At 62.8% G+C, this 19,811-nt stretch carries 19 protein-coding genes and 1 pseudogene; 12 read left to right on the top strand and 8 right to left on the bottom strand.

Annotation, left to right across the window (positions count from 1 at the left end; all coding sequences use genetic code 11):
* The first annotated feature begins 158 nt into the window (after nt 1-158).
* From NTD88_RS19065 to NTD88_RS19040, 6 genes are all read left to right on the top strand, one after another.
* Nucleotides 159-1,211, top strand: coding sequence for a serine hydrolase domain-containing protein (locus tag NTD88_RS19065; RefSeq protein WP_262154325.1), 1,053 nt, complete (start codon nt 159-161; stop codon nt 1,209-1,211).
* Nucleotides 1,208-1,504 carry an amidase gene (locus tag NTD88_RS19060; RefSeq protein ID WP_175652183.1) on the top strand — a complete coding sequence of 99 codons (297 nt, stop codon included), beginning with the start codon at nt 1,208-1,210 and terminating at the stop codon, nt 1,502-1,504. Before NTD88_RS19065 ends, NTD88_RS19060 begins: the two co-directional genes overlap by 4 nt.
* A 45-nt stretch (nt 1,505-1,549) precedes the next feature.
* Nucleotides 1,550-2,131, top strand: a complete 582-nt coding sequence (locus NTD88_RS19055; RefSeq protein ID WP_095154743.1) for a YceI family protein — start codon at nt 1,550-1,552, stop codon at nt 2,129-2,131.
* Nucleotide 2,132: 1 nt separating this feature from the next.
* Nucleotides 2,133-3,290, top strand: a complete 1,158-nt coding sequence (locus NTD88_RS19050; protein WP_262154324.1) for a phospholipase D-like domain-containing protein — start codon at nt 2,133-2,135, stop codon at nt 3,288-3,290.
* A 91-nt stretch (nt 3,291-3,381) separates the two neighbouring features.
* Nucleotides 3,382-3,963, top strand: a complete 582-nt coding sequence (locus NTD88_RS19045) for a DJ-1/PfpI family protein (RefSeq protein WP_262154323.1) — start codon at nt 3,382-3,384, stop codon at nt 3,961-3,963.
* Between the two features lie 11 nt (nt 3,964-3,974).
* Nucleotides 3,975-4,274, top strand: a complete 300-nt coding sequence (locus tag NTD88_RS19040) for a ribbon-helix-helix domain-containing protein (RefSeq protein WP_095154746.1) — start codon at nt 3,975-3,977, stop codon at nt 4,272-4,274.
* 399 nt (nt 4,275-4,673) lie between these two features.
* Here NTD88_RS19040 and NTD88_RS19035 read toward each other — a convergent pair whose 3' ends face one another.
* A complete protein-coding gene (locus NTD88_RS19035) occupies nt 4,674-6,197 on the bottom strand; it encodes a fumarate hydratase (RefSeq protein WP_262154322.1) in 1,524 nt (507 codons plus the stop codon).
* A 278-nt stretch (nt 6,198-6,475) separates the two neighbouring features.
* On the opposite strand from NTD88_RS19035, the gene NTD88_RS19030 reads away from it, so the two are divergent.
* Nucleotides 6,476-7,414 carry an iron-sulfur-binding ferredoxin reductase gene (locus NTD88_RS19030; RefSeq protein WP_262154321.1) on the top strand — a complete coding sequence of 313 codons (939 nt, stop codon included), beginning with the start codon at nt 6,476-6,478 and terminating at the stop codon, nt 7,412-7,414.
* Between the two features lie 72 nt (nt 7,415-7,486).
* Here NTD88_RS19030 and pyk read toward each other — a convergent pair whose 3' ends face one another.
* Complete coding sequence (gene pyk, locus NTD88_RS19025) at nt 7,487-8,938, bottom strand: pyruvate kinase (protein WP_095154749.1); 1,452 nt, start codon at nt 8,936-8,938, stop codon at nt 7,487-7,489.
* Between the two features lie 203 nt (nt 8,939-9,141).
* On the opposite strand from pyk, the gene NTD88_RS19020 reads away from it, so the two are divergent.
* From NTD88_RS19020 to sbcB, 3 genes are all read left to right on the top strand, one after another.
* Nucleotides 9,142-9,528: a hypothetical protein gene (locus NTD88_RS19020; RefSeq protein WP_095154750.1), complete on the top strand. Its 387-nt coding sequence runs from the start codon at nt 9,142-9,144 to the stop codon at nt 9,526-9,528.
* Nucleotides 9,529-9,675: 147 nt separating this feature from the next.
* On the top strand, nt 9,676-10,035 hold the full coding sequence (locus NTD88_RS19015) for a PilZ domain-containing protein (RefSeq protein WP_095154751.1): 360 nt from the start codon (nt 9,676-9,678) through the stop codon (nt 10,033-10,035).
* A 41-nt stretch (nt 10,036-10,076) separates the two neighbouring features.
* Nucleotides 10,077-11,504 (top strand): exodeoxyribonuclease I, encoded by a 1,428-nt coding sequence (gene sbcB, locus NTD88_RS19010; RefSeq protein WP_262154320.1) that lies wholly within the window; start codon nt 10,077-10,079, stop codon nt 11,502-11,504.
* Nucleotides 11,505-11,581: 77 nt separating this feature from the next.
* On the opposite strand, the gene mvaT is transcribed toward sbcB, so the two are convergent.
* Nucleotides 11,582-11,962 (bottom strand): histone-like nucleoid-structuring protein MvaT, encoded by a 381-nt coding sequence (mvaT, locus tag NTD88_RS19005; RefSeq protein WP_095154753.1) that lies wholly within the window; start codon nt 11,960-11,962, stop codon nt 11,582-11,584.
* Nucleotides 11,963-12,270: 308 nt separating this feature from the next.
* Between mvaT and purU the strand changes: the two genes are divergently transcribed.
* Nucleotides 12,271-13,122 carry a formyltetrahydrofolate deformylase gene (gene purU, locus NTD88_RS19000; RefSeq protein ID WP_095154754.1) on the top strand — a complete coding sequence of 284 codons (852 nt, stop codon included), beginning with the start codon at nt 12,271-12,273 and terminating at the stop codon, nt 13,120-13,122.
* Nucleotides 13,123-13,281: 159 nt separating this feature from the next.
* Here the strand turns inward: purU and NTD88_RS18995 are convergent, their stop codons facing one another.
* The 5 genes and pseudogenes from NTD88_RS18995 to NTD88_RS29320 all read right to left on the bottom strand — a co-directional run.
* Entirely contained in the window at nt 13,282-14,265 is a 984-nt protein-coding gene (locus NTD88_RS18995; RefSeq protein ID WP_262154319.1) for a YbhN family protein, read from the bottom strand.
* Nucleotides 14,262-15,029: a DUF2334 domain-containing protein gene (locus NTD88_RS18990; protein WP_095154756.1), complete on the bottom strand. Its 768-nt coding sequence runs from the start codon at nt 15,027-15,029 to the stop codon at nt 14,262-14,264. The genes NTD88_RS18995 and NTD88_RS18990 overlap by 4 nt, the downstream gene beginning before the upstream one ends.
* Nucleotides 15,022-16,146 (bottom strand): glycosyltransferase family 4 protein, encoded by a 1,125-nt coding sequence (locus NTD88_RS18985; protein ID WP_262128228.1) that lies wholly within the window; start codon nt 16,144-16,146, stop codon nt 15,022-15,024. The genes NTD88_RS18990 and NTD88_RS18985 overlap by 8 nt, the downstream gene beginning before the upstream one ends.
* A gap of 142 nt (nt 16,147-16,288) precedes the next feature.
* Nucleotides 16,289-17,053: a methyl-accepting chemotaxis protein gene (locus NTD88_RS29325; RefSeq protein ID WP_371864274.1), complete on the bottom strand. Its 765-nt coding sequence runs from the start codon at nt 17,051-17,053 to the stop codon at nt 16,289-16,291.
* A 90-nt stretch (nt 17,054-17,143) separates the two neighbouring features.
* Nucleotides 17,144-18,106, bottom strand: a pseudogene (locus tag NTD88_RS29320) (cache domain-containing protein); the annotation flags it as partial.
* A gap of 228 nt (nt 18,107-18,334) precedes the next feature.
* Here NTD88_RS29320 and NTD88_RS18975 point away from each other — a divergent pair.
* Entirely contained in the window at nt 18,335-19,810 is a 1,476-nt protein-coding gene (locus NTD88_RS18975) for a helicase HerA-like domain-containing protein (protein WP_095154759.1), read from the top strand.
* The last annotated feature ends 1 nt before the right edge of the window (nt 19,811 follow it).

Here is a 19,811-nt window from a genome sequence, read left to right as displayed (position 1 = left end):
ACAACTCATTGTAGGAGCGAGCTCGCTCGCGATGCGCCGCGCGAGCGGCGCCCGATCTCCGTGACACTGAAAATCCACCGGCTAACAAACGGCGCCCCCAACCATCCTGTCATGAACCCCTGCTACCCTTGCCCGATCACGCTCTCCGGGTAACGGCCATGCGCACCGCGCTCATCGGGTTTCTGTTGTGGACGATCTGCACCGTCGCCAGCGCCAGCGACGCGCCGGCACTGGCGGCCTTGCAGTCCTACACCTTCCCCCCACGCAACGATCAGACCCGCGACGGCGTGCGCACCGATGCGCTGTTGGTGATCCGCGACGGCCAGGTGGTCTTCGAGCGGTACGCCACCCCCAACACCGCAGACACCCCGCACCTGACCTGGTCGATCAGCAAGAGCGTGCTGGCGACGGTGCTCGGTGTCGCGCAGGGCGAGGGGCGTTTCACACTGGATGACCCGGTCGCCCGGTTCTACCCGCCAATGCAGGCCCATCCGAATGTGCGTATCGCCGACCTGCTGCACTGGGCCAGCGGTCTGGACTGGCAGGAAGACTATGAATACGCGCCGCTGAAGTCCTCGGTGGTGGCGATGCTCTATACCCGCGGCCGCAGCGACATGGCCGGCTTTTCCGCCGCGCACGGCGTGGCCGCGGCGCCGGGCGAGCGTTTTCTTTATTCCAGTGGCGACAGCAACCTGTTGGCCGCGGCGCTGCGGCAGATGGTCGGCCCCGAGGCGTACGCCGATTATCCGTGGCAGGCGCTCTTCGAGCCGCTGGGCATTCGGCAAGCGGTGTGGGAGCGGGACGCGCAGGGCACTTTCGTGGGCTCTTCCTACCTCTACATGACCGCTCGCGAGCTGGCGCGGATCGGCCAGTTGATGCTGGACGACGGTCGCTGGCAGGGCCGGCAACTGTTGCCGGCGAGCTGGGTGGCCTTCAATCGCGAGCCCTTCGACAAGGCTGCTGCCTCACCCGGCGAGGCGATGCCGGGCGGGCACTGGTGGCTCAACCGTGCCGCGTCGGGCCAGCCATTGCCCTGGCCGGATGCCCCGGCGCAGGCCTTCGCCGCCCTCGGCCACTGGGGGCAGGCGCTCTACGTGCTGCCGGAGCAGAAGCTGGTGGTGGTGCGCTACGCCGATGACCGCGACGGCAGCTTCCAGCACAACACGCTGCTGCGTCATGTGCTGGCAGCGTTCGGCGGAGAGCGGCCATGAAGCGCCTGTTGCTGGTGGTGGTCCTCGGCCTGCTGGTCTGGGGCTGGTCCGAGCGTGACGCGCTGACGGCGTTTCCCGGCATTCTCAGTGCCTACTCGGCGAAGGAATATTGTTCGTGCCGCTATGTCATGGGCTTCGATACAGGTTACTGCCGGGGCTATGTGAAGCAGTACCTGCCATTGAGCGAGCTGCGCGACGACCCGTCGAGTCGCCGGGTCGAGGCCGCGGGCCTTGGTCGTCGCAGCAGCGCGATGTGGCTGGGGCCGCGCGAGGGCTGTCGCTTGCTGCCATGAGGGCAGCCGGGTAAGGTTGACGACCAAAGTGTTTCAGGATTTCGCATGCCCAGCCCGCTTCGTCTCGCTCTCGCCTTGCTGGCGATCGTCTGCCTTCCCGCCCAGGCCAATTGGTACCTGGACAACGAGTCATCCCGCCTTTCCTTCATCACCAGCAAAAACGGCGACGTGTCGGAAGTGCATCGTTTCCTGGTCCTGCACGGCAAGGTCGACCGCAAGGGCGCGGCCGAGCTGGAGGTCGAGATGGAATCCGTCAGCAGCGGCATCCCGCTGCGTGACGAGCGCATGCGCAAGGAGCTGTTCAATGTCGAGACCTTCCCCGACGCGATCATCAACGCCCAGTTGAACCTGCGCCCGATCAACGACCTGGCCAACGGCGCGCAGCTCGAACTGCGTCTGCCGCTGACCGTCACCCTGCATGGCAAAAGCCACAGCTACAACGCCCAGTTGCTGGCGACACGGCTGGACGAGCGGCGCTTCCAGGTGGTGACGCTTGAACCGCTGGTGCTGCGCGCCGAGCATTTCGACCTGGCCCCCGGCCTGGAAACCCTGCGCAAGACGGCCGGGCTCAAGTCGATCAACCTGTCGGTGCCGGTGGGTGCGGTGCTGATCTTCACGGCCCGCTGACATGGCCGGGCCGGTCTTTCCCTGGCGTTCCGGCAATCAATTCGAACTGCTGATCGACGGTCCGGCCTTTTTCCCGAACATGCTCACCGCCATCGCCCGGGCCGAACTCCAGGTAGATCTGGAGCTGTACCTGGTGGAGGCGGGCGCTTGCGCGGACGCCATGGTTCAGGCCCTGGTCAGCGCCGCCGAGCGCGGCGTGCAGGTGCGTTGCCTGTTCGATGACTATGGCTCCATGGCCTTCACCCTGGGTTTGCGCCAGCGTTTGCAAGCGGCGGGCGTCGAGTTGCGTTGGTACAACCGCCTGCGCTGGCGCCGTGGCGTGCGAAACCTCTATCGCGATCACCGCAAGATTCTGCTGGTGGACCAGAGCATCGCCTGGGTCGGCGGTACTGGCGTCACCGATGAGTTCTGGCATCCCGGCAACGATGTCAGCGAATGGCATGAGGTGATGGTGGAAATACGGGGGCCGCTGGTGACCGACTGGCAGATGCTTTTCGACCGCCAGTGGCGTGCCAACCCACGTCGCGTCGCCTGGCGCCCGCCGACCCATTTCGGCCTGCCCCGTTTACCGCGAATACCGGCCAGCGGCGAGGGCATGGGCCGGGTTGCCTACGCCGACGCCCGGCAACACCGCGACATCCTGCAGTCGCTGGTGCGCGCATTGAACAGCGGCAAGCGGCGAATCTGGCTGGCGACCCCGTACTTTTTGCCGACCTGGAAAGTCCGCCGTTCCCTGCGCCGCGCCGCCTCGCTGGGCGTTGACGTGCGCCTGCTGCTCACCGGGCCGCGCACCGATCATCCGTCGGTGCGCTATGCCGGCCATCGCTATTACCCGCGCCTGCTGCGCGCCGGGGTGAAAATCTTCGAATTCCAGCCGTGTTTCCTGCACCTGAAAATGGTGCTGGTGGACGACTGGGTGAGCATCGGCTCATGCAACTTCGACCACTGGAACCTGCGCTTCAACCTAGAAGCCAACGTCGAAGCGATCGACCCGGCTTTGACCGCAGCGGTGGCCGAGAGCTTTATCCGCGATTTCAGCCAGAGCGTGCAGATCGACCTCGATGACTGGCGCGCCCGGCCCTTGTGGCGTCGCCTGCAACAGCGGGTATGGGGCTGGCTGGACCGGGTGGTGGTCAATCTGCTGGATCGCCGCGACTGACAGACGTAGTAGCGACCTATTACCCGCGAGTGTCCGGCTGGGTCTAACGTGTCTGGGTATCTTTTCCCCTGCACACGAAGGAGATCGAGAAATGGCGGCCAAGAAAATTCTGATGCTGGTGGGCGATTACGTCGAAGACTACGAAGTCATGGTGCCGTTCCAGGCCCTGCAGATGATCGGTCACACCGTGCATGCAGTGTGTCCGGGCAAGCAGGTGGGGCAGTCGGTGCGTACCGCGATCCATGACTTTGAAGGCGACCAGACCTACAGCGAAAAGCCTGGGCACAACTTCGGCCTCAATTTCGACTTTGCCAAGGTGAAGGCCGAGGATTACGACGCGCTGGTGATCCCCGGCGGTCGAGCCCCGGAATACCTGCGCCTGAACGAAGACGTGCTGGCGCTGGTGAAAGCCATCGACCAGGCCGGCAAGCCGATCGCCGCGGTGTGCCATGGCGCGCAACTGCTGGCCGCGGCGGGGGTGCTGGAGGGCCGCGAATGCAGCGCCTACCCGGCGTGCGCCCCGGAAGTGAAGCTGGCGGGCGGGCGCTATATCGATATCGAAGTGACGCAGGCCCACGTCGAGGGCAACCTCGCTACCGCGCCGGCATGGCCTGCGCATCCGGCGTGGCTGGCGGCGTTCCTCGGCCTGCTCGGCACCCGCATCACCCTGTAAAAGGAGGGCCCATGTGCGAGCTCTACGTCAAAGCCGATCCGATCCTCTATGAATCGCGCAGCCGCTCGCTGCGCATTCGCGGGGTGGTGACCACGCTGCGCCTGGAAAACCAGTTCTGGGATGTATTGCGGGAAATCGCCGAGGTCGACGGGATGACCACCAACCAACTGATTACCAAGCTCTATGACGAAGTGATGGAGTATCGCGGCGAGGTGGTCAACTTTGCCTCGTTCCTGCGGGTCAGTTGCATCCGTTACCTGAGCCAGCGGCGCAGCGCCGAGCCGATCCCGCTCAAGGCTGTGGCTCGCTGAAATCCGGGCAGAAAAAGGTTCTTCACGGAGTGGTGGGGGCGATGATCTTTGGGGTCGGGTCGGGTCGGGTCGGGTCGGGTCGGGTCGGGCTGGCTTGGGCTTTGGTGCTGTGAGCTTATCCGTTCGATTTGGCGAGGCTGCCGGCCCCTTCCGCCTCTACGGCGGGTCCATTTTGTCTTGGCAAAATAGACGAAAACCGCTCGCTCCTGCATCCGGGAGCGAGCGGTTTTGCCTACTTTTTCCAAGAAAAAAGTCGGCCGCCGTAAGGGCGGAAGGGGCCGGAAGCCTCGCCACATCAAATGGATAAGCCCACAGCACCCAAAGCCATAAAAAAAGCGGCAGGGAAAACCCCACCGCTTTTGCCTTTCACTTGAAACTTACCGCTTCAAGCTCGCAGCTTTATTTCACTTCTACCGCCAGGCTTTCGGCAATCTTGCTCTGCCAGATCGCCGGGCCGGTGATGTGCACCGACTCACCGTTGCTGTCGACCGCGACAGTCACCGGCATGTCCTTGACCTCGAACTCGTAGATCGCTTCCATGCCCAGTTCGGCGAACGCCAGCACCTGGGATTTCTTGATCGCTTGAGCCACGAGGTACGCAGCGCCGCCGACGGCCATCAGGTAAACGGCCTTGTTGTCCTTGATCGCGTCGATCGCGGTCGGGCCACGCTCGGACTTGCCGATCATGCCCAGCAGACCGGTCTGCTCGAGGATCTGGCGAGTGAACTTGTCCATACGGGTCGCGGTGGTCGGACCGGCTGGGCCGACGACTTCTTCACGCACTGGATCGACCGGGCCGACGTAGTAGATGAAGCGACCTTTCAGATCGACCGGCAGCTCTTCGCCACGGTTGAGCATCTCGACCATGCGCTTGTGCGCAGCGTCGCGGCCGGTGAGCATCTTGCCGTTGAGCAGGACGGTCTCGCCCGGCTTCCAGCTCTGCACGTCTTCCGGGGTCAGGGTGTCGAGGTTGACGCGACGCGCCGAAGGACCCGCTTCCCAGACGATTTCCGGGTAGGCGTCCAGCGACGGCGCTTCCAGCTCGGCAGGGCCCGAACCGTCGAGGACGAAGTGGGCGTGACGGGTGGCGGCGCAGTTCGGGATCATGCAGACCGGCAGGGACGCTGCGTGGGTCGGGTAGTCCATGATCTTCACGTCGAGCACGGTGGTCAGGCCGCCGAGGCCCTGGGCACCGATACCCAGCTGGTTGACCTTGTCGAACAGCTCGAGGCGGATTTCCTCGATGCGGTTCTGCGGGCCACGGGCTTTCAGTTCGTGGATGTCGATGGATTCCATCAACACTTCCTTGGCCATGACCGCAGCTTTCTCGGCGGTGCCGCCGATGCCGATGCCGAGCATGCCAGGTGGGCACCAGCCGGCGCCCATGGTCGGAACGGTCTTCAGCACCCAGTCGACGATCGAGTCGGACGGGTTGAGCATGGCCATTTTCGACTTGTTCTCGGAGCCGCCGCCTTTGGCCGCCACGTCCACTTCCACGGTGTTACCCGGGACGATGGAGTAGTGGATGACCGCCGGGGTGTTGTCCTTGGTGTTCTTGCGTGCACCGGCCGGGTCGGCCAGGATCGAGGCGCGCAGGACGTTTTCCGGCAGGTTGTAGGCGCGGCGCACGCCTTCGTTGATCATGTCGTCGACGCTCATGGTGGCGCCGTTCCAGCTCACATCCATGCCGACGCGGACGAACACGGTGACGATACCGGTGTCCTGGCAGATCGGGCGGTGGCCGGTGGCGCACATGCGCGAGTTGATCAGGATCTGGGCAATGGAATCGCGCGCAGCGGGCGACTCTTCACGCAGATAGGCTTCGTGCATCGCCTGGATGAAATCAACGGGGTGGTAGTACGAAATGAATTGCAGGGCATCGGCGACGCTCTGAATCAGGTCGTCTTGCTTGATCACGGTCATGCAGCGCGCTCCTCTTAAACACGGGAACATTCAATAAGGTATTCCGACGCGGACAGGCCGAGTTGTCGAAACGACCTTTCAGACGCGCCAGGACGGGGTGTCCGACGCAAAAAAGGCGCGGCAGTATAGCGCGGCTCGGCTTTTGGTACACGCGCCAGTGGTCCAACCATGGTCGGTTATCGCCCGGCATCGATCTTGCTGGTTTTGCTGCGAGCGCTGGCCTGACGTGAGTAACAGGCCTAGATTGGCCGGAGAACATTCCAGGGAGATGAACAGCAATGCCTGAACTGCGTGTAGGCGAGCGCCACTGGTCGGTGGCGGCCGGCAGCAACCTGCTCGACGCCCTCAATGAGGCGGGTTGTGCCGTGCCTTATAGCTGCCGCGCTGGCAGTTGCCATGCTTGTCTGGTGCGCTGTCTCGACGGTGAGCCGGCGGACGCGAGCCCCGAGGCGCTGAGCCTGGCACAGCGGGACGCGGGCTGGCGGTTGTCCTGCCAGTGTCGGGTCGAGACGGACCTGCGCGTGGCGCTGTTCGATCCGCACCGCGACGGTCAGCCGGCGCGGGTGCTGGCTGCCGACTGGCTGGGCGGCGAAGTGCTGCGCTTGCGCCTTCAACCGTTGAACGGCCTGCGTTATCAGGCGGGCCAGCATCTGCTGCTGTGGAATGCCGAGGGCGTGGCCCGGCCTTACTCGCTGGCCAGCGTTCCGGGCGAGGATCCGTTCCTGGAGTTTCATATCGATTGCCGTCATCACGGCGCGTTCTGTAGCTCGGCGCGGGCGTTTTCGGTGGGCACGGAACTGCGCCTGGGTGAACTGCGTGCCGGCGCGCTGCATTACGACCCGGACTGGCAGGAGCGGCCGCTCTGGCTGCTGGCGGCGGGCACCGGCCTGGCGCCGTTGTGGGGCATTTTGCGCGAGGCGTTGCGTCAGGAGCACCGTGGGCCGATTCGCCTGTTGCACTTGGCGCGGGACCGGGACAGCCATTATTTGGCGTCGGCATTGCAGGAGAGGGCGGCGCGGCACCCGCAGGTGCAGGTGGAACTGGTGACGCCGGATGAACTGCCGGCGGCCCTGGCTTCATTGAAGGTGCAGTCGCGGCAGACCGTGGCGCTGGTGTGCGGGGCGCCGGGGAGTGTGGAGCAGTTTTCGCGGCGGTTGTTTCTGGCGGGGGTGCCGAGGAATCAGGTGTATTCGGATCTGTTTGTCGGGCATGCGTGATTTTCGAGCCCCACTGGCCATAAACAAAAACGCCCGGCCTAAGGCCGGGCGTTTTCATTTACAGCAGCCAGATCAAACCAGCGGGTCACCGACGTGCAGGATCTTCATGCCGTTGGTGCCACCGATGGTGTGGTAGCTGTCGCCCTTGGTCAGGATCACCCAGTCACCCTGCTTGACCACGCCACGCTTCAGCAACTCGTCCACTGCTGCTTGGCTGACCTGCTCCGGCGCCAGTGCGGCCGGGTCGAACGGCACGGTGTAGACACCACGGAACATCGCCACGCGGGCCTGGGTCTCGCGGTGCGGAGAGAAGGCGAAGATCGGGATCGAGGAACGGATCCGCGACATGATCAGCGGGGTGTAGCCACTCTCGGTCAAGGCGATGATCGCCTTCACGCCCGGGAAGTGGTTGGCGGTGTACATGGCGGCCAGCGCGATGCTTTCGTCGCAGCGGCTGAACTGGGTGCCCATGCGGTGGCTGGAGGTCTTGCTGGTCGGGTGCTTTTCAGCGCCGAGGCAGATCCGCGCCATGGCCTGCACCGCTTCCAGCGGGTAGAGGCCGGCAGCACTTTCCGCGGACAGCATGACGGCGTCGGTGTAGTCCAGCACGGCGTTGGAGACGTCGGACACTTCCGCGCGGGTCGGCATCGGGTTCTGGATCATCGACTCCATCATCTGGGTCGCAACGATCACAGCCTTGTTGTGGCGGCGCGAGTGCAGAATGATTTTCTTCTGGATGCCCACCAGCTCGGCGTCGCCGATTTCCACACCCAGGTCACCACGGGCAACCATCACCGCGTCACTGGCGCGGATCAGGCCGTCGAGGGTCTCGTCGTCGGCCACGGCTTCGGCACGTTCGATCTTGGCCACCAGCCAGGCGGTACCGCCGGACTCGTCACGCAGGCGACGGGCGTATTCCATGTCGGACGCATCGCGCGGGAAGGAAACGGCCAGGTAGTCCACGTCCATTTCCGCAGCCAGCTTGATGTCGGCCTTGTCTTTCTCGGTCAGGGCCGGCGCGGTCAGGCCGCCACCCTTGCGGTTGATGCCTTTGTGGTCCGACAGCGGGCCGCCGATCAGTACCACGCAGTGCAGCGAATCTTCGGTGGCGGTCTCGACGCGCATGACCACGCGGCCGTCATCGAGCAGCAGTTCGTCGCCGACGCCGCAGTCCTTGACCAGATCCGGATAGTCGATGCCGACGATTTCCTGGGTACCGGCAGTCAGCGGGTGTGCGGTGGAGAAGGTGAAGCGGTCACCGACCTTCAGTTCGATACGCTTGTTGGCGAACTTGGCGATACGGATCTTCGGACCTTGCAGGTCGCCCAGCAGCGCCACATGGCGGCCGTGGCGAGCGGCGATTTCACGGATCAGCACGGCGCGAGCCTTGTGCTCGTCCGGGGTGCCGTGAGAGAAGTTCAGGCGGGCGACATCCAGGCCGGCAAGGATCAGTTGTTCGATCACTTCCGGTGAATTGCTGGCGGGGCCAAGGGTGGCGACGATTTTGGTACGGCGGATGGTCATGCACAGACTCCTGTAGTGAAGCGCAGCGAAAGGCTACTCCTGAAAAACGCTGTAGTCATTGTTCCTTTGCACTACCTTGGGAGGGGTGTGGGTGGCGTTTGAACGGCCATCGCGGGCGTTGTCGGGCCACTGCAGTCAAACCTGACAACGGCTATAGATTTGTAGGAAAACGCCGATATAGTGCTCAGCAAAGGAGAACCCCCATGCGAGCCCTGATCATCCTGGCGCTGGCGACCAGCGTCGTCGGTTGCACCCGCTGGTCCATGGACCATCATCTGAACAACGCCTACCGGGCTTACGACCGGGGCGATTGCGAGCGCGTCATGCTGGAGCTGTCGCAGGTCGACCGGACCAGTCGCGCGCGTCCGTTCATTCACCCGGAAGCCTCGATGCTGCGTGGCCAGTGCCTGGAGCGACAAAAGCTGTTCGTCGACGCGGCGCAGACTTACCAGTTCATCATTCAGCAGTACCCGCAGAACGAATACGCCTACCGCGCCCGCGCGCGTCTGGAGACCCTGGAGCAGTTGGGGCACTACCGCGCCGGTGAAGCGGCGGTGACCCATCCGGTGGGCGTGACGCCTCTTCGCTGATAACGCGCCGGGGCATTTTTGCTGTGGAACCTTTGTACCAGTCTGCGCTACTCTGATTGAAACAGACTGTGTACAAAGAGTTCACATCTGTACAAGAGCGGCACTAGCGCGACCCTGCTCAAAGGGTCATCCATTGCGATCCTCGCCATGCATACAGAGCGCCGAATAGAGCGTCACCTGCTCCCCTGTTTCCTCAAGGTATTCAACCGCTTCACGGATCAGCCCATCGGTTACCTGGGCAATGCTTCGGAAGACGGCCTGATGCTGATCAGCAACCTGCCACTGCTGGTTGGTCCGGACTTCGAACTGCAACTCAGGATCCCGAGCCGCACCGACGGGGTCCAGCGGGTCAACCTCACGGCCAGTTGTCTGTGGTGCCACGAAGACGAAAGTCCTGGTTTCTACGATTCCGGTTTCATGTTGTTGCAGGCGCCGCGGGAGTACGAGCAGTTGGTGGAAGCCTTGCGCGGCTACTTCAGTTTCCGCCCGTTGAACGCGTCGGCTTGAGTTAGACTTCGGCGATTTCCCCGTTCAGGACGAGGCCCGCCGTGAGCTCCATTTTCTGGCACGACTACGAAACCACCGGCATCAATCCACGCTGCGACCGGCCCTTGCAGGTCGCAGGCGTGCGTACCGATCTGGACCTCAACGAGATCGAGGCTCCGGTCAATCTCTTCTGCCAGCCCAGCGACGATATCCTTCCACACCCGGCCGCGTGCCTGATCACCGGTATCAGTCCGGCGCAACTGGCCAGGGACGGTTTGGCCGAAGCCGACTTCATGACCCGGGTGCATGCCGAGCTGTCCCGGCCAGGTACCTGTGGTGCGGGCTACAACACCCTGCGCTTTGACGATGAAGTGACGCGCTACAGCCTTTATCGCAACTTCTTCGACCCCTACGCCCGTGAGTGGCAGGGCGGCAATACCCGCTGGGACCTCATTGATACGGTGCGCACCGCCTATGCCCTGCGCCCGGAAGGTTTTCAATGGCCCGAGGTGGACGGCAAGGTCAGCCTGCGCCTGGAGTTGCTCAGCGCGGCCAATGGCATCGAACATGGCCAGGCGCACGAAGCGCTCTCGGATGTGCGTGCCACCATCGCTCTGGCCCGTTTGATCCGGCAGAAACAACCGCGCCTCTACGACTGGTTGTTTGCCCTGCGCAGTAAACAGAAAGTTCTCGACCAGATTCGCCTGTTGCAGCCCTTGGTACATATTTCCGGACGCTTCTCGGCCGCGCGTAATTATCTGGGGGTGGTGCTGCCGCTGGGCTGGCACCCGGCTAATCGCAACGCACTGATTGTTTGTGATCTTCATCAAAGCATTGAGCCGCTGCTGACGGAGGATTCCGAAGTATTGCGTCAGCGTTTATACACGCGGCGTGAGGAAATGCCTGACGGACAACTGTCAGTTCCCCTCAAGTTGGTGCACGTCAATCGTTGCCCGGTGCTGGCACCATTGAAGGTATTGCGCGCTGAAGATCAGCAGCGTTTAGGGCTGGATATGTCTGACTTGCTACAGCGGAGTGAACAGCTGATTGCCGCGAAAACGCAGTGGGAGAATAAATTGGCGTCAATTTATTCCGCTACTGAGTTCGCCGCCAGTGAAGATCCGGAACAACAGCTATATGACGGATTCTTTGGTGACCGTGATCGACGTTTGTGCGAGCAGGTGCGCAGTGTCGACCCACAACAATTGGCGGGTGAGCGCTGGATGTTCGATGACTCGCGGTTGTCCGAGTTGTTGTTCCGATATAGGGCTAGGAACTTTCCGTCGACCCTTAGTGAACAAGAGCAGTTGCAGTGGCGTGAATTCTGCCGGCAGCGCCTGACGAATGAAGCGATGGGCGCACCGCACACGCTGGCGGCGTTCGAATCCTCTTTGGCGCAGGCGTTAGGGGATGCTGACGGGGCGAAACGAGTGTTGCTGGAGGAGTGGCGTAGCCACGCGCAAACGTTGAAACAACGATTGGCGCTATAAGATTTGTAAAGGAGAGGTAAATAAAAACGCCAGCAATGCTGGCGTTTTTCATGAATCCGCAAGGCAGGACCCGGGAATTAACCCAGCAGGGTTGCCCAGCCTTCAACAACATCACCACCCCATTTGGCTTTCCACTCTTTCAGCGTTTTGTGGTTGCCGCCTTTGGTTTCGATGACTTCGCCGTTGTGCGGGTTCTTGTATTGCTTGACCTTGCGCGCGCGCTTGGTGCCGGCTGGTTTTGCCGCAGCGCCACGAGGTGCCTTGTTCAGTTTGGCTTCCGGATCCAGCAGGGCAATGATGTCACGCAGGGATTTGCCGTGGGCCCCCATCAGGTTGCGCAGGTCCTTTTCGAATTCCAGTTCTTTCTGCAGCTTGTCGTCTTCAGACAGATTCTTCAGACGGGCTTGCAGTTCTTTGATGGCTTCTTCAGTAGCGCGATACTCGTTGATCAGGGACATGCGGCATTCCTTGGATTAGGTAGTTCGGGATAAACAGTGGGGCAATAATAGTCAGACAATGTGACCAAGTAAACATACAAGTGCGAGGGGGTTTCAATGTTTGTTTGCCACGGCAGATTGTAGAGATAGAAATTTACAAATGTTCGCGGCGGCAACTACCCAACTTTTTAATGCATCGGTCGTTTCCGGGTGATGTTGTGCCCTGTCTTCGGGCGTGCCGTGGATGCGCCCGGACGTCACATCACTACTGTTGTTTTGCCGGGCAATCGTTAGAATGTGCGCCTTTGCGAGTTTCTGGAGCCCCCTGCATGCGTACCTATCGGCTGGTGATCGCTTGTCCCGACCGTGTCGGCATCGTCGCCAAAGTCAGTAATTTCCTGGCGTCCCACAATGGCTGGATCAACGAAGCGAGCCATCACTCCGATGACCTGAGCGGCTGGTTCTTCATGCGTCACGAAATCCGTGCCGATACCCTGCCATTCGATATCGAAGGTTTCCGCGAGGCGTTCGCGCCAATCGCCGAAGAGTTCTCGATGACCTGGCGGATCACCGACACCGACCAGAAGAAACGTGTCGTGCTGATGGCCAGCCGCGAATCCCACTGCCTGGCCGACCTGCTGCACCGCTGGCACAGCAATGAGCTGGACTACGATATTCCCTGCGTGATTTCCAACCACAACGACCTGCGCAGCATGGTCGAGTGGCACGGCATTCCGTTTTTCCACGTCCCGGTCGATCCGAAAGACAAACAGCCGGCGTTCGCCGAAGTGTCGCGTCTGGTCAAGGAACACCGTGCCGATGTCGTGGTGCTGGCGCGCTACATGCAGATCCTGCCGCCGCAGTTGTGCCAGGAATATGCCCAGCAGGTCATCAACATCCACCACAGCTTCCTGCCGTCCTTCGTCGGCGCCAAGCCGTATCACCAGGCGTCCTTGCGCGGTGTGAAGCTGATCGGTGCGACTTGCCACTATGTCACCGAAGAGCTGGACGCCGGTCCGATCATCGAGCAGGACGTGGTGCGTGTCAGCCACAGCGACAGCATCGAAGACATGGTGCGTTTCGGTCGTGACGTCGAGAAGATGGTGCTGGCCCGTGGCCTGCGTTATCACCTGGAAGACCGCGTGCTGGTGCACGGCAACAAGACTGTGGTCTTCAACTGACAGCACGAGGGCGGTGCGATGCGTGATCCACTGGATAAAGCCGCCGCCCATGCCCCGCCCACCCTGGGCGAGGGTTGCCTGAGTCGCTATGACCCCGACGCGCTGAGCAGCGAGGATGGCACCGAGTTTCCCGGTGCCGCTGAGCTGTGGCAGGCGCAGCTAGCGGGTGATGCGCTCGAGCAAGGGTCGACCGAGCAGCCAGAGGAACACCGGCCCGCCGGCGACCAGGTAGAAGTAGTAGGTCACCACACGCCAGACCAGCACCGCCGCCGCCGCGGTTGATTTGCCCACCATGGGCGTCAGTAGCGTGGCCGAGGTCAGCTCCGCGGCGCCGGCGCCACCGGGCAGCAGGCTGACTTGCCCGGCGCTCAACGAAAGTACCTGCACCAGGAAGCTCGTTATCCACTGCAAATTCCCGCCCAATCCGATCAACACCAGATACAGCACGCTGTAGCGCAGCGCCCAGTGCAGGCAGGTCAGGCCGAACACCAGCGCGAGAACGCGCCGTGGCAGGCGCAGGGTGGCTCGGAAGGCGCGGAAGAAATGCAGCAGGCGCCGCGCCCAGCGACGCCGGGTCAGTGGCGAAACCTTCACGCGCTTCAATAGCCGGCCGTTGAACCGCATCACTCCCCGTCGCCAGCGCACCAGCACCAGGCCCAGTCCCAAGGTGGCCAGCATCAGTACCGCGCTGCTGATCAGCAGTCCTTCGAGGCTGCGATTGAAGCTGTGGAACAGGGTGTAGACGACGATCCCGAGGACGGCGAAGAGAAAGAACAGCAAGTCGTTCAACTGATCCATGGCGAACACCGCGCCGCTGTGGGCCGGCCGCACCCGGTCGCGGGACAGCAGCGCCATCAGCGTCAGCGGTCCGCCGCTGCCGCCTGGCGTGGAACAGATGGCGAACTCGGTGGCCATGATCACGCCGAGGCTGCGTAGGCGGCCGATCTTCTCGCCCTGGCTGCCCAATAACAGACGCAGACGCATGGCGTTGAGGGTCCAGCACAGCACGATCATGCCGAACAGCGCCAACAGCAGACCGGGCGGGAAACTGCGCAGTCGCGGCAGCAGTTCGCTGCCGCCAAGCATGGCTGGCACCAGCGCCGCCATGACCAGCGCCGCCAGCAACCAGCCGATGCGATTCACGGGCCGGGCCTGCTGGCCAGCCAGGCCATCTTGGTCATGGGTGTGCGCCCGTCCGCCAACAGGCGTTGCAGGGTCTGCAGCCAATAGCGCCGGGAAAAACCGTGGCGCATGTCCACCGGGTGCAGGCCGAGGCGAAGGGTACTGGCCTGTTGCTGGCGGCTTTCCTGATAGGTGCAGACCATTTTCGACAGACCCCGGCGCCAGGCGCTGCGGGCGCTCCAGACCAGCCCCGGGGCTTTCACCGTGCTGAAATCGGGCAGGCGATATAAATGCTGTGGATCGCTGGTGTAATGCAGCGGCAGTGTGCGCAGCGCCTGCCGCGTGCCTTCGCTCATCAGCCAGGCAGGCGCGACGAAGCCGCTCAGGGGCCAGTCCATCCGCTCGAACACCTCGATCCCGGCGCTCAGTCGCTGCAAGGCCTGATCCTGATCGAGGCTATGGAATTCGCCTTCCCACGTATAAATGCGGCGCATGAAGTACTCGCCGGGCGAGCGCGGCGGCGGGCCGTCGTCGGCGTGGTAGTAGCCGTGCAGCGCCAGTTCGTCGCCACGGGCCAGGCGCTGATCCATGACGCGGCGAAAGTCAGGGGCGTTCTCCAGCGCGTTGCACTTATGGAAGTCGGGTACCACCAGCAAGGTCATGGGAATGTTGCCGAGGGCATCCACCGCTTCGACAAAGGGCTGGTAGTCCGGCCAGGTCTTCGGCGCCACGTCGTGCAGCACCAGTAGCACACTGCGCTCGGGCGCGGGATTGGCATCAGGCATGGGCGCGCACCGGCAGGTTGCTGTAGCCGAGCACGGCCCGGTAATGCTCCAGCAGGCCGCTGACCACGCTGTCCCAGCTGTAATGCTGCTCCACATGCAGGCGCGCCCGCTGGCCGAGGAGGGTGACATTGCGTTCGAACACTTGCGCCACGGCAGCGGCCATCGCCTGTCCGTCGCCCGGGGCGCAGAGTTGGCCGCAGCCAGGATCGACAATCTCGCGAAACGCCCCGGCCGCCACCGCCACCACCGGAATGGCGCTGGCCATCGCTTCGAGGATCACCAGGCCGAAGGTTTCCTGATCGCCGGCGTGCACCAGCAGGTCGGCGCTGGCCAGCAGCCGCGCCACTTCGCTGGCCGGGCGGAAGTGATCGAAGACGGTGACGTTGTCCGGCACATGGGCGGGCATGTGCGACCCTACCAGCAACAGGTGATACGGCTTGCCCAGGCGCTGGATGCAGTCCAGCAGCACCGGCAGGTTCTTCTCCCGCGAACCGCGTCCGGCGAACACCAGAAGGCGGGTATCGTCCGGCAAGCCCAGTTCGGCGCGCAGGCCCGGATCGCGATGGTCTGGATGGAAAGTGGCGAGGTCGACCCCGAGGCGCTGTACGTGGACATTGTCGATGCCGAGCCTGCGCAGCTTGCTGGCCATCACCTGACTGGGCGCCAGGACCCGGTCGAAATTGCCGTAGAGCTTGCTGACATAGGCTTCCACGTTCGGCGTGAACCAGTTGCCCATGCGGTTGCTCACCAGCAGCGGCAGGTCGGAGTGATAGAAACCGATCACGGGTACGTCCAGGCGCCGGCGCGCGCCGAGGGCGGCCCAGGCGGTGAGGTAGGGGTCACCGACCTCGATCAGGTCCGGTTGCAGTTCGTGCAGCACATTGCACCAGGGCGCGAGGCGCAGGGGGAAGCGATAGCCGTTGCCGAAGGGCAGGGGCGGCGCCGGGACTTCGTGGATTCCGTTGTGCTGGCAGGCGGTGGCGCCGGGGATCAACAGGCTGTGGCGTACGTTCGGGGTAAGTCCCAGGCGTCGGTGTTTGGCATCAAGATAGGTACGCACACCGCCGCTGGCGGGGGCGTAGAACATGGTGATGTCCGCGATATGCACGATCAGCATCCCTCCGGGATCGTCTTCAGAGACTGTCATCCGGCGTACTGGCTGCCGCGATGACGCGCCCTAAGGTTGACCTTCGTTAAGGATAGTTTGTTCGATCGGCGACAAAGGGCCCGGCGGCATTGCGCCGCCGGGCGGGGAGGGGTCAGATGCGGAAGCTGCCGACCAGATGCTTCAGGCGGCCGGCCTGTTCTTCCAGGTCGGAACAGGCGCGCAGGGTCGATTGCAGGTTCTCGACGCCTTCCTGGTTGAGCATGTTGATTTCGTTGATGTCCATGTTGATCGAGTCGACCACGGCGGTCTGTTCTTCGGTCGCGGTGGCGACCGACTGGTTCATGCCGTCGATCTCGCCGATGCGCTGGGTCACGCTGTTCAGGCGCTCGCCGGCCTGGTTGGCGATGGACACGCTGTCGTGGCTGTGGCGCTGGCTTTGGCCCATGGTTTCCACCGACTCGCGGGCGCCGACCTGCAGTTCCTCGATCATGCTCTGCACTTGCTGCGCCGACTCCTGGGTGCGGTGGGCCAGGTTGCGCACCTCGTCGGCAACCACCGCGAAGCCGCGACCGGCTTCACCGGCACGCGCGGCCTCGATGGCGGCGTTCAGCGCCAGCAGGTTGGTCTGCTGGGAAATGCTGGTGATCACTTCGAGGATCTGACCGATGTTCACGGTCTTGCTGTTCAGCGTCTCGATGTGGGTGCTGGACGTAGAAATCATGTCTGACAGACGGTTCATCGCCTGGATGCTGCGGTCCACGACCTGCTGGCCTTCTTCCGCCAAGTGCCGCGCGGAGCTTGCCTGTTGCGACGCCTGGGCGGCGTTGTGGGCAATTTCCTGGGCGGCCGCACCGAGCTGGTTGATCGCTGCGGCGACACTGTTGGTGCGGTTGGTCTGCTCGTCGGAGTTGACCATCGACGAGTTCGAGGCACTGACCACGCGCAGGGCCACTTCGTTGACGTGCTCGGTGGCCGAGGCCACTTCGCGGATCGACTCGTGGATACGCCCGACGAAGTGGTTGAAGGCCTTGCCGAGCGTGCCGAATTCGTCGTGGTTGTGGATGTTCAGGCGGCGGGTCAGATCGCCCTCGCCCTGGGCAATGCCTTCCATCGCGCGGGTCATGGTGTGCAGCGGACGCATCAGGACGCTGATCAGCAAGCCCAGCAGGCCGATGATGAAGCCGACCGCAATAATGGTGGCAACGACCGCCGAGGTGCGGAACTTGCTCAGCATTGCGTAGGCTTTGTCCTTGTCGACGGACAGACCGATGTACCAGTTCGCCGACGGCAGACCTTTCACCGGGGTGAAGCTGAGGATGCGGGTCTTGCCGTCGAGTTCGACTTCAACCGGGGCCTTGGTCAGGCGCGGCGTGTTCTGCGGGAACACGTCGGTCATCGACTTCATCGTCAGGTCTTTGTTCGGGTGCACCAGGATCTTGCCCTGGTCGTTGACCAGGAAGGCGTAGCCCATGCCGCCGAAGTTCAGCGAGTTGATGATTTCCACCAGGCCGTCCAGCGCCAGGTCGCCGCCCGCCACACCGATTTGCGGCGACACCGGCGAAATGATGGAAATCACCATCTTGCCGGTACTCGCATCAATATAGGGTTCGGTCAGAATGGTCTTGCCAGCGGCCAGGCCGTCCTTGTACCAGGGGCGTACGCGCGGATCGTAGCCGTCCGGCATTTTCATCAAGGGGCGAATGGTGAAATCACCATTGGGGTGGCCCAGGTAAACAGTGAGGAAACTGGAAGTCAGTGCCTTCTGGCCAAGCAGGTTGCCGGCATTCTGTGGATCGGCGGCAATGTTCTGAACAGCACTTTCTACCAGGAGCATCCGGCCATCGAAGAGGTTCTTGATGTTGGTGGCCGTGGTATCGCCCATTTCCTGAAGATAGTTCTCCAGGTTTTCGCGAATCGCATTACGCTGCAAGTAATCGTTGTACAGCGTAAACAGGGAAAACGCGATCATCACGATCAGTGAGGCGGCCAACAATATCTTGTGGCTGAAACGTAGGTTTTTATTCATGGCGTGTTGGGTCCGCTAAGGTCTTGAAGTCCGGGTCGCTTGCACGAAAGAGCAGCTTTAAAGCTGCGTGTGTCCCATATCCTTGTCGGGTTTTTCCTCACTTTCGGGTAATCAATCACACTTCGGTATCGGCTGAGTCACACCAAAGCTTTATATGGAGGATGAAAAAACATGCCAGATTCTTCGCAATTCGTGCTTGGCGGCGACTTGAGCGGAAAACCCGTGTCGCAGGCCATGCGCCTGGCCAACCGCCATGGCCTGGTGGCCGGCGCCACCGGTACCGGCAAGACCGTGACCCTGCAGCATCTGGCCGAGGCGTTCAGCGATGCCGGAGTGGCGGTGTTCGCCGCTGACGTCAAGGGCGACCTGTGCGGCCTCGGCGCGGTGGGCAACCCTCAAGGCAAGGTCGCCGAGCGGATCGCCGGGATGCCTTTCCTTGATTATCAGGCGCAGGCGTATCCGGTAACTCTGTGGGACATTCACGGTCAGTCCGGCCATCCCTTGCGCACAACGCTGAGTGAAATGGGCCCACTTTTATTAGGCAACCTGCTGGAGCTGAACGACAGCCAGCAGGCCGCGCTGTATGCCGCGTTCAAGGTCGCCGACCGCGAAGGGCTTTTGCTGCTGGATATCAAGGACCTCAAGGCATTGCTCGGTCACTTGAAAGACAATCCGCAAGTGCTCGGCGAAGACAGCGCACTGATGACCAGCGGTTCCTCCCAGGCCTTGCTGCGCCGGTTGGCGACGCTGGAGCAGCAGGGCGCCGAAGCGCTGTTCGGCGAGCCGGCGCTGCAACTGGAAGACCTGTTGCACCCCGCTGCGGATGGGCGCGGGCGGATTCATCTGCTCGATGCCAGCCGGCTGGTTCACGAGGCGCCCAAGGTCTATGCGACGTTCCTGCTGTGGCTGCTGGCTGAGTTGTTCGAGCAACTGCCGGAGCGCGGCGATGCCGACAAACCGCTGCTGGCGCTGTTCTTCGACGAGGCGCACCTGCTGTTCAATGGCACGCCCAAGGCATTGCAGGATCGCCTGGAACAGGTGGTTCGGCTGATCCGCTCCAAGGGCGTCGGGGTGTATTTCGTCACGCAGTCGCCCAGCGACCTGCCGGACGATGTGCTGGCGCAGTTGGGCCTGCGGGTTCAGCACGGGCTGCGTGCGTTCACCGCCAAGGAGCAGAAATCGCTGCGTGCGGTGGCTGACGGCTTCCGCCCGAATCCGGCTTTCGACACCCTGGCGGTGCTGACCGAACTGGGAATCGGCGAGGCGCTGGTCGGCACCCTGCAGGACAAGGGCACACCGGCGATGGTCGAGCGGGTGCTGATCGCGCCGCCGCAATCGCGGATCGGTCCGTTGAGCGAGGCCGAGCGCGCGGCGCTGATTGCCGCGTCGCCATTGGCCGGTCGTTACGACAAGCCGATTGATCGCGAGTCCGCCTACGAAATGCTTAACGCGCGCAAGGGCGAGGCGCCCGGCACGCCGGTGGCGGCACAGAAAGAAGAAGAGAGCCTGGCCGACAAGGCGGGTGAGTTCCTGCAAAGTGCAGCGGGGCAGGCGATCAAGTCTGCGGTGCGTCAGGCGGCCAACCAGTTTGGCCGGCAGTTGGTGCGCGGTTTGATGGGGTCGCTGTTAGGCAGCAAGCGCAAATAGT

It is taken from the genome of Pseudomonas sp. 20P_3.2_Bac5 (assembly GCF_025466035.1).
Lineage (GTDB): Bacteria > Pseudomonadota > Gammaproteobacteria > Pseudomonadales > Pseudomonadaceae > Aquipseudomonas.
The sequence above is the reverse complement of the archived record's forward strand: the minus strand, read 5'-3'. Positions and strand labels throughout refer to the sequence as shown.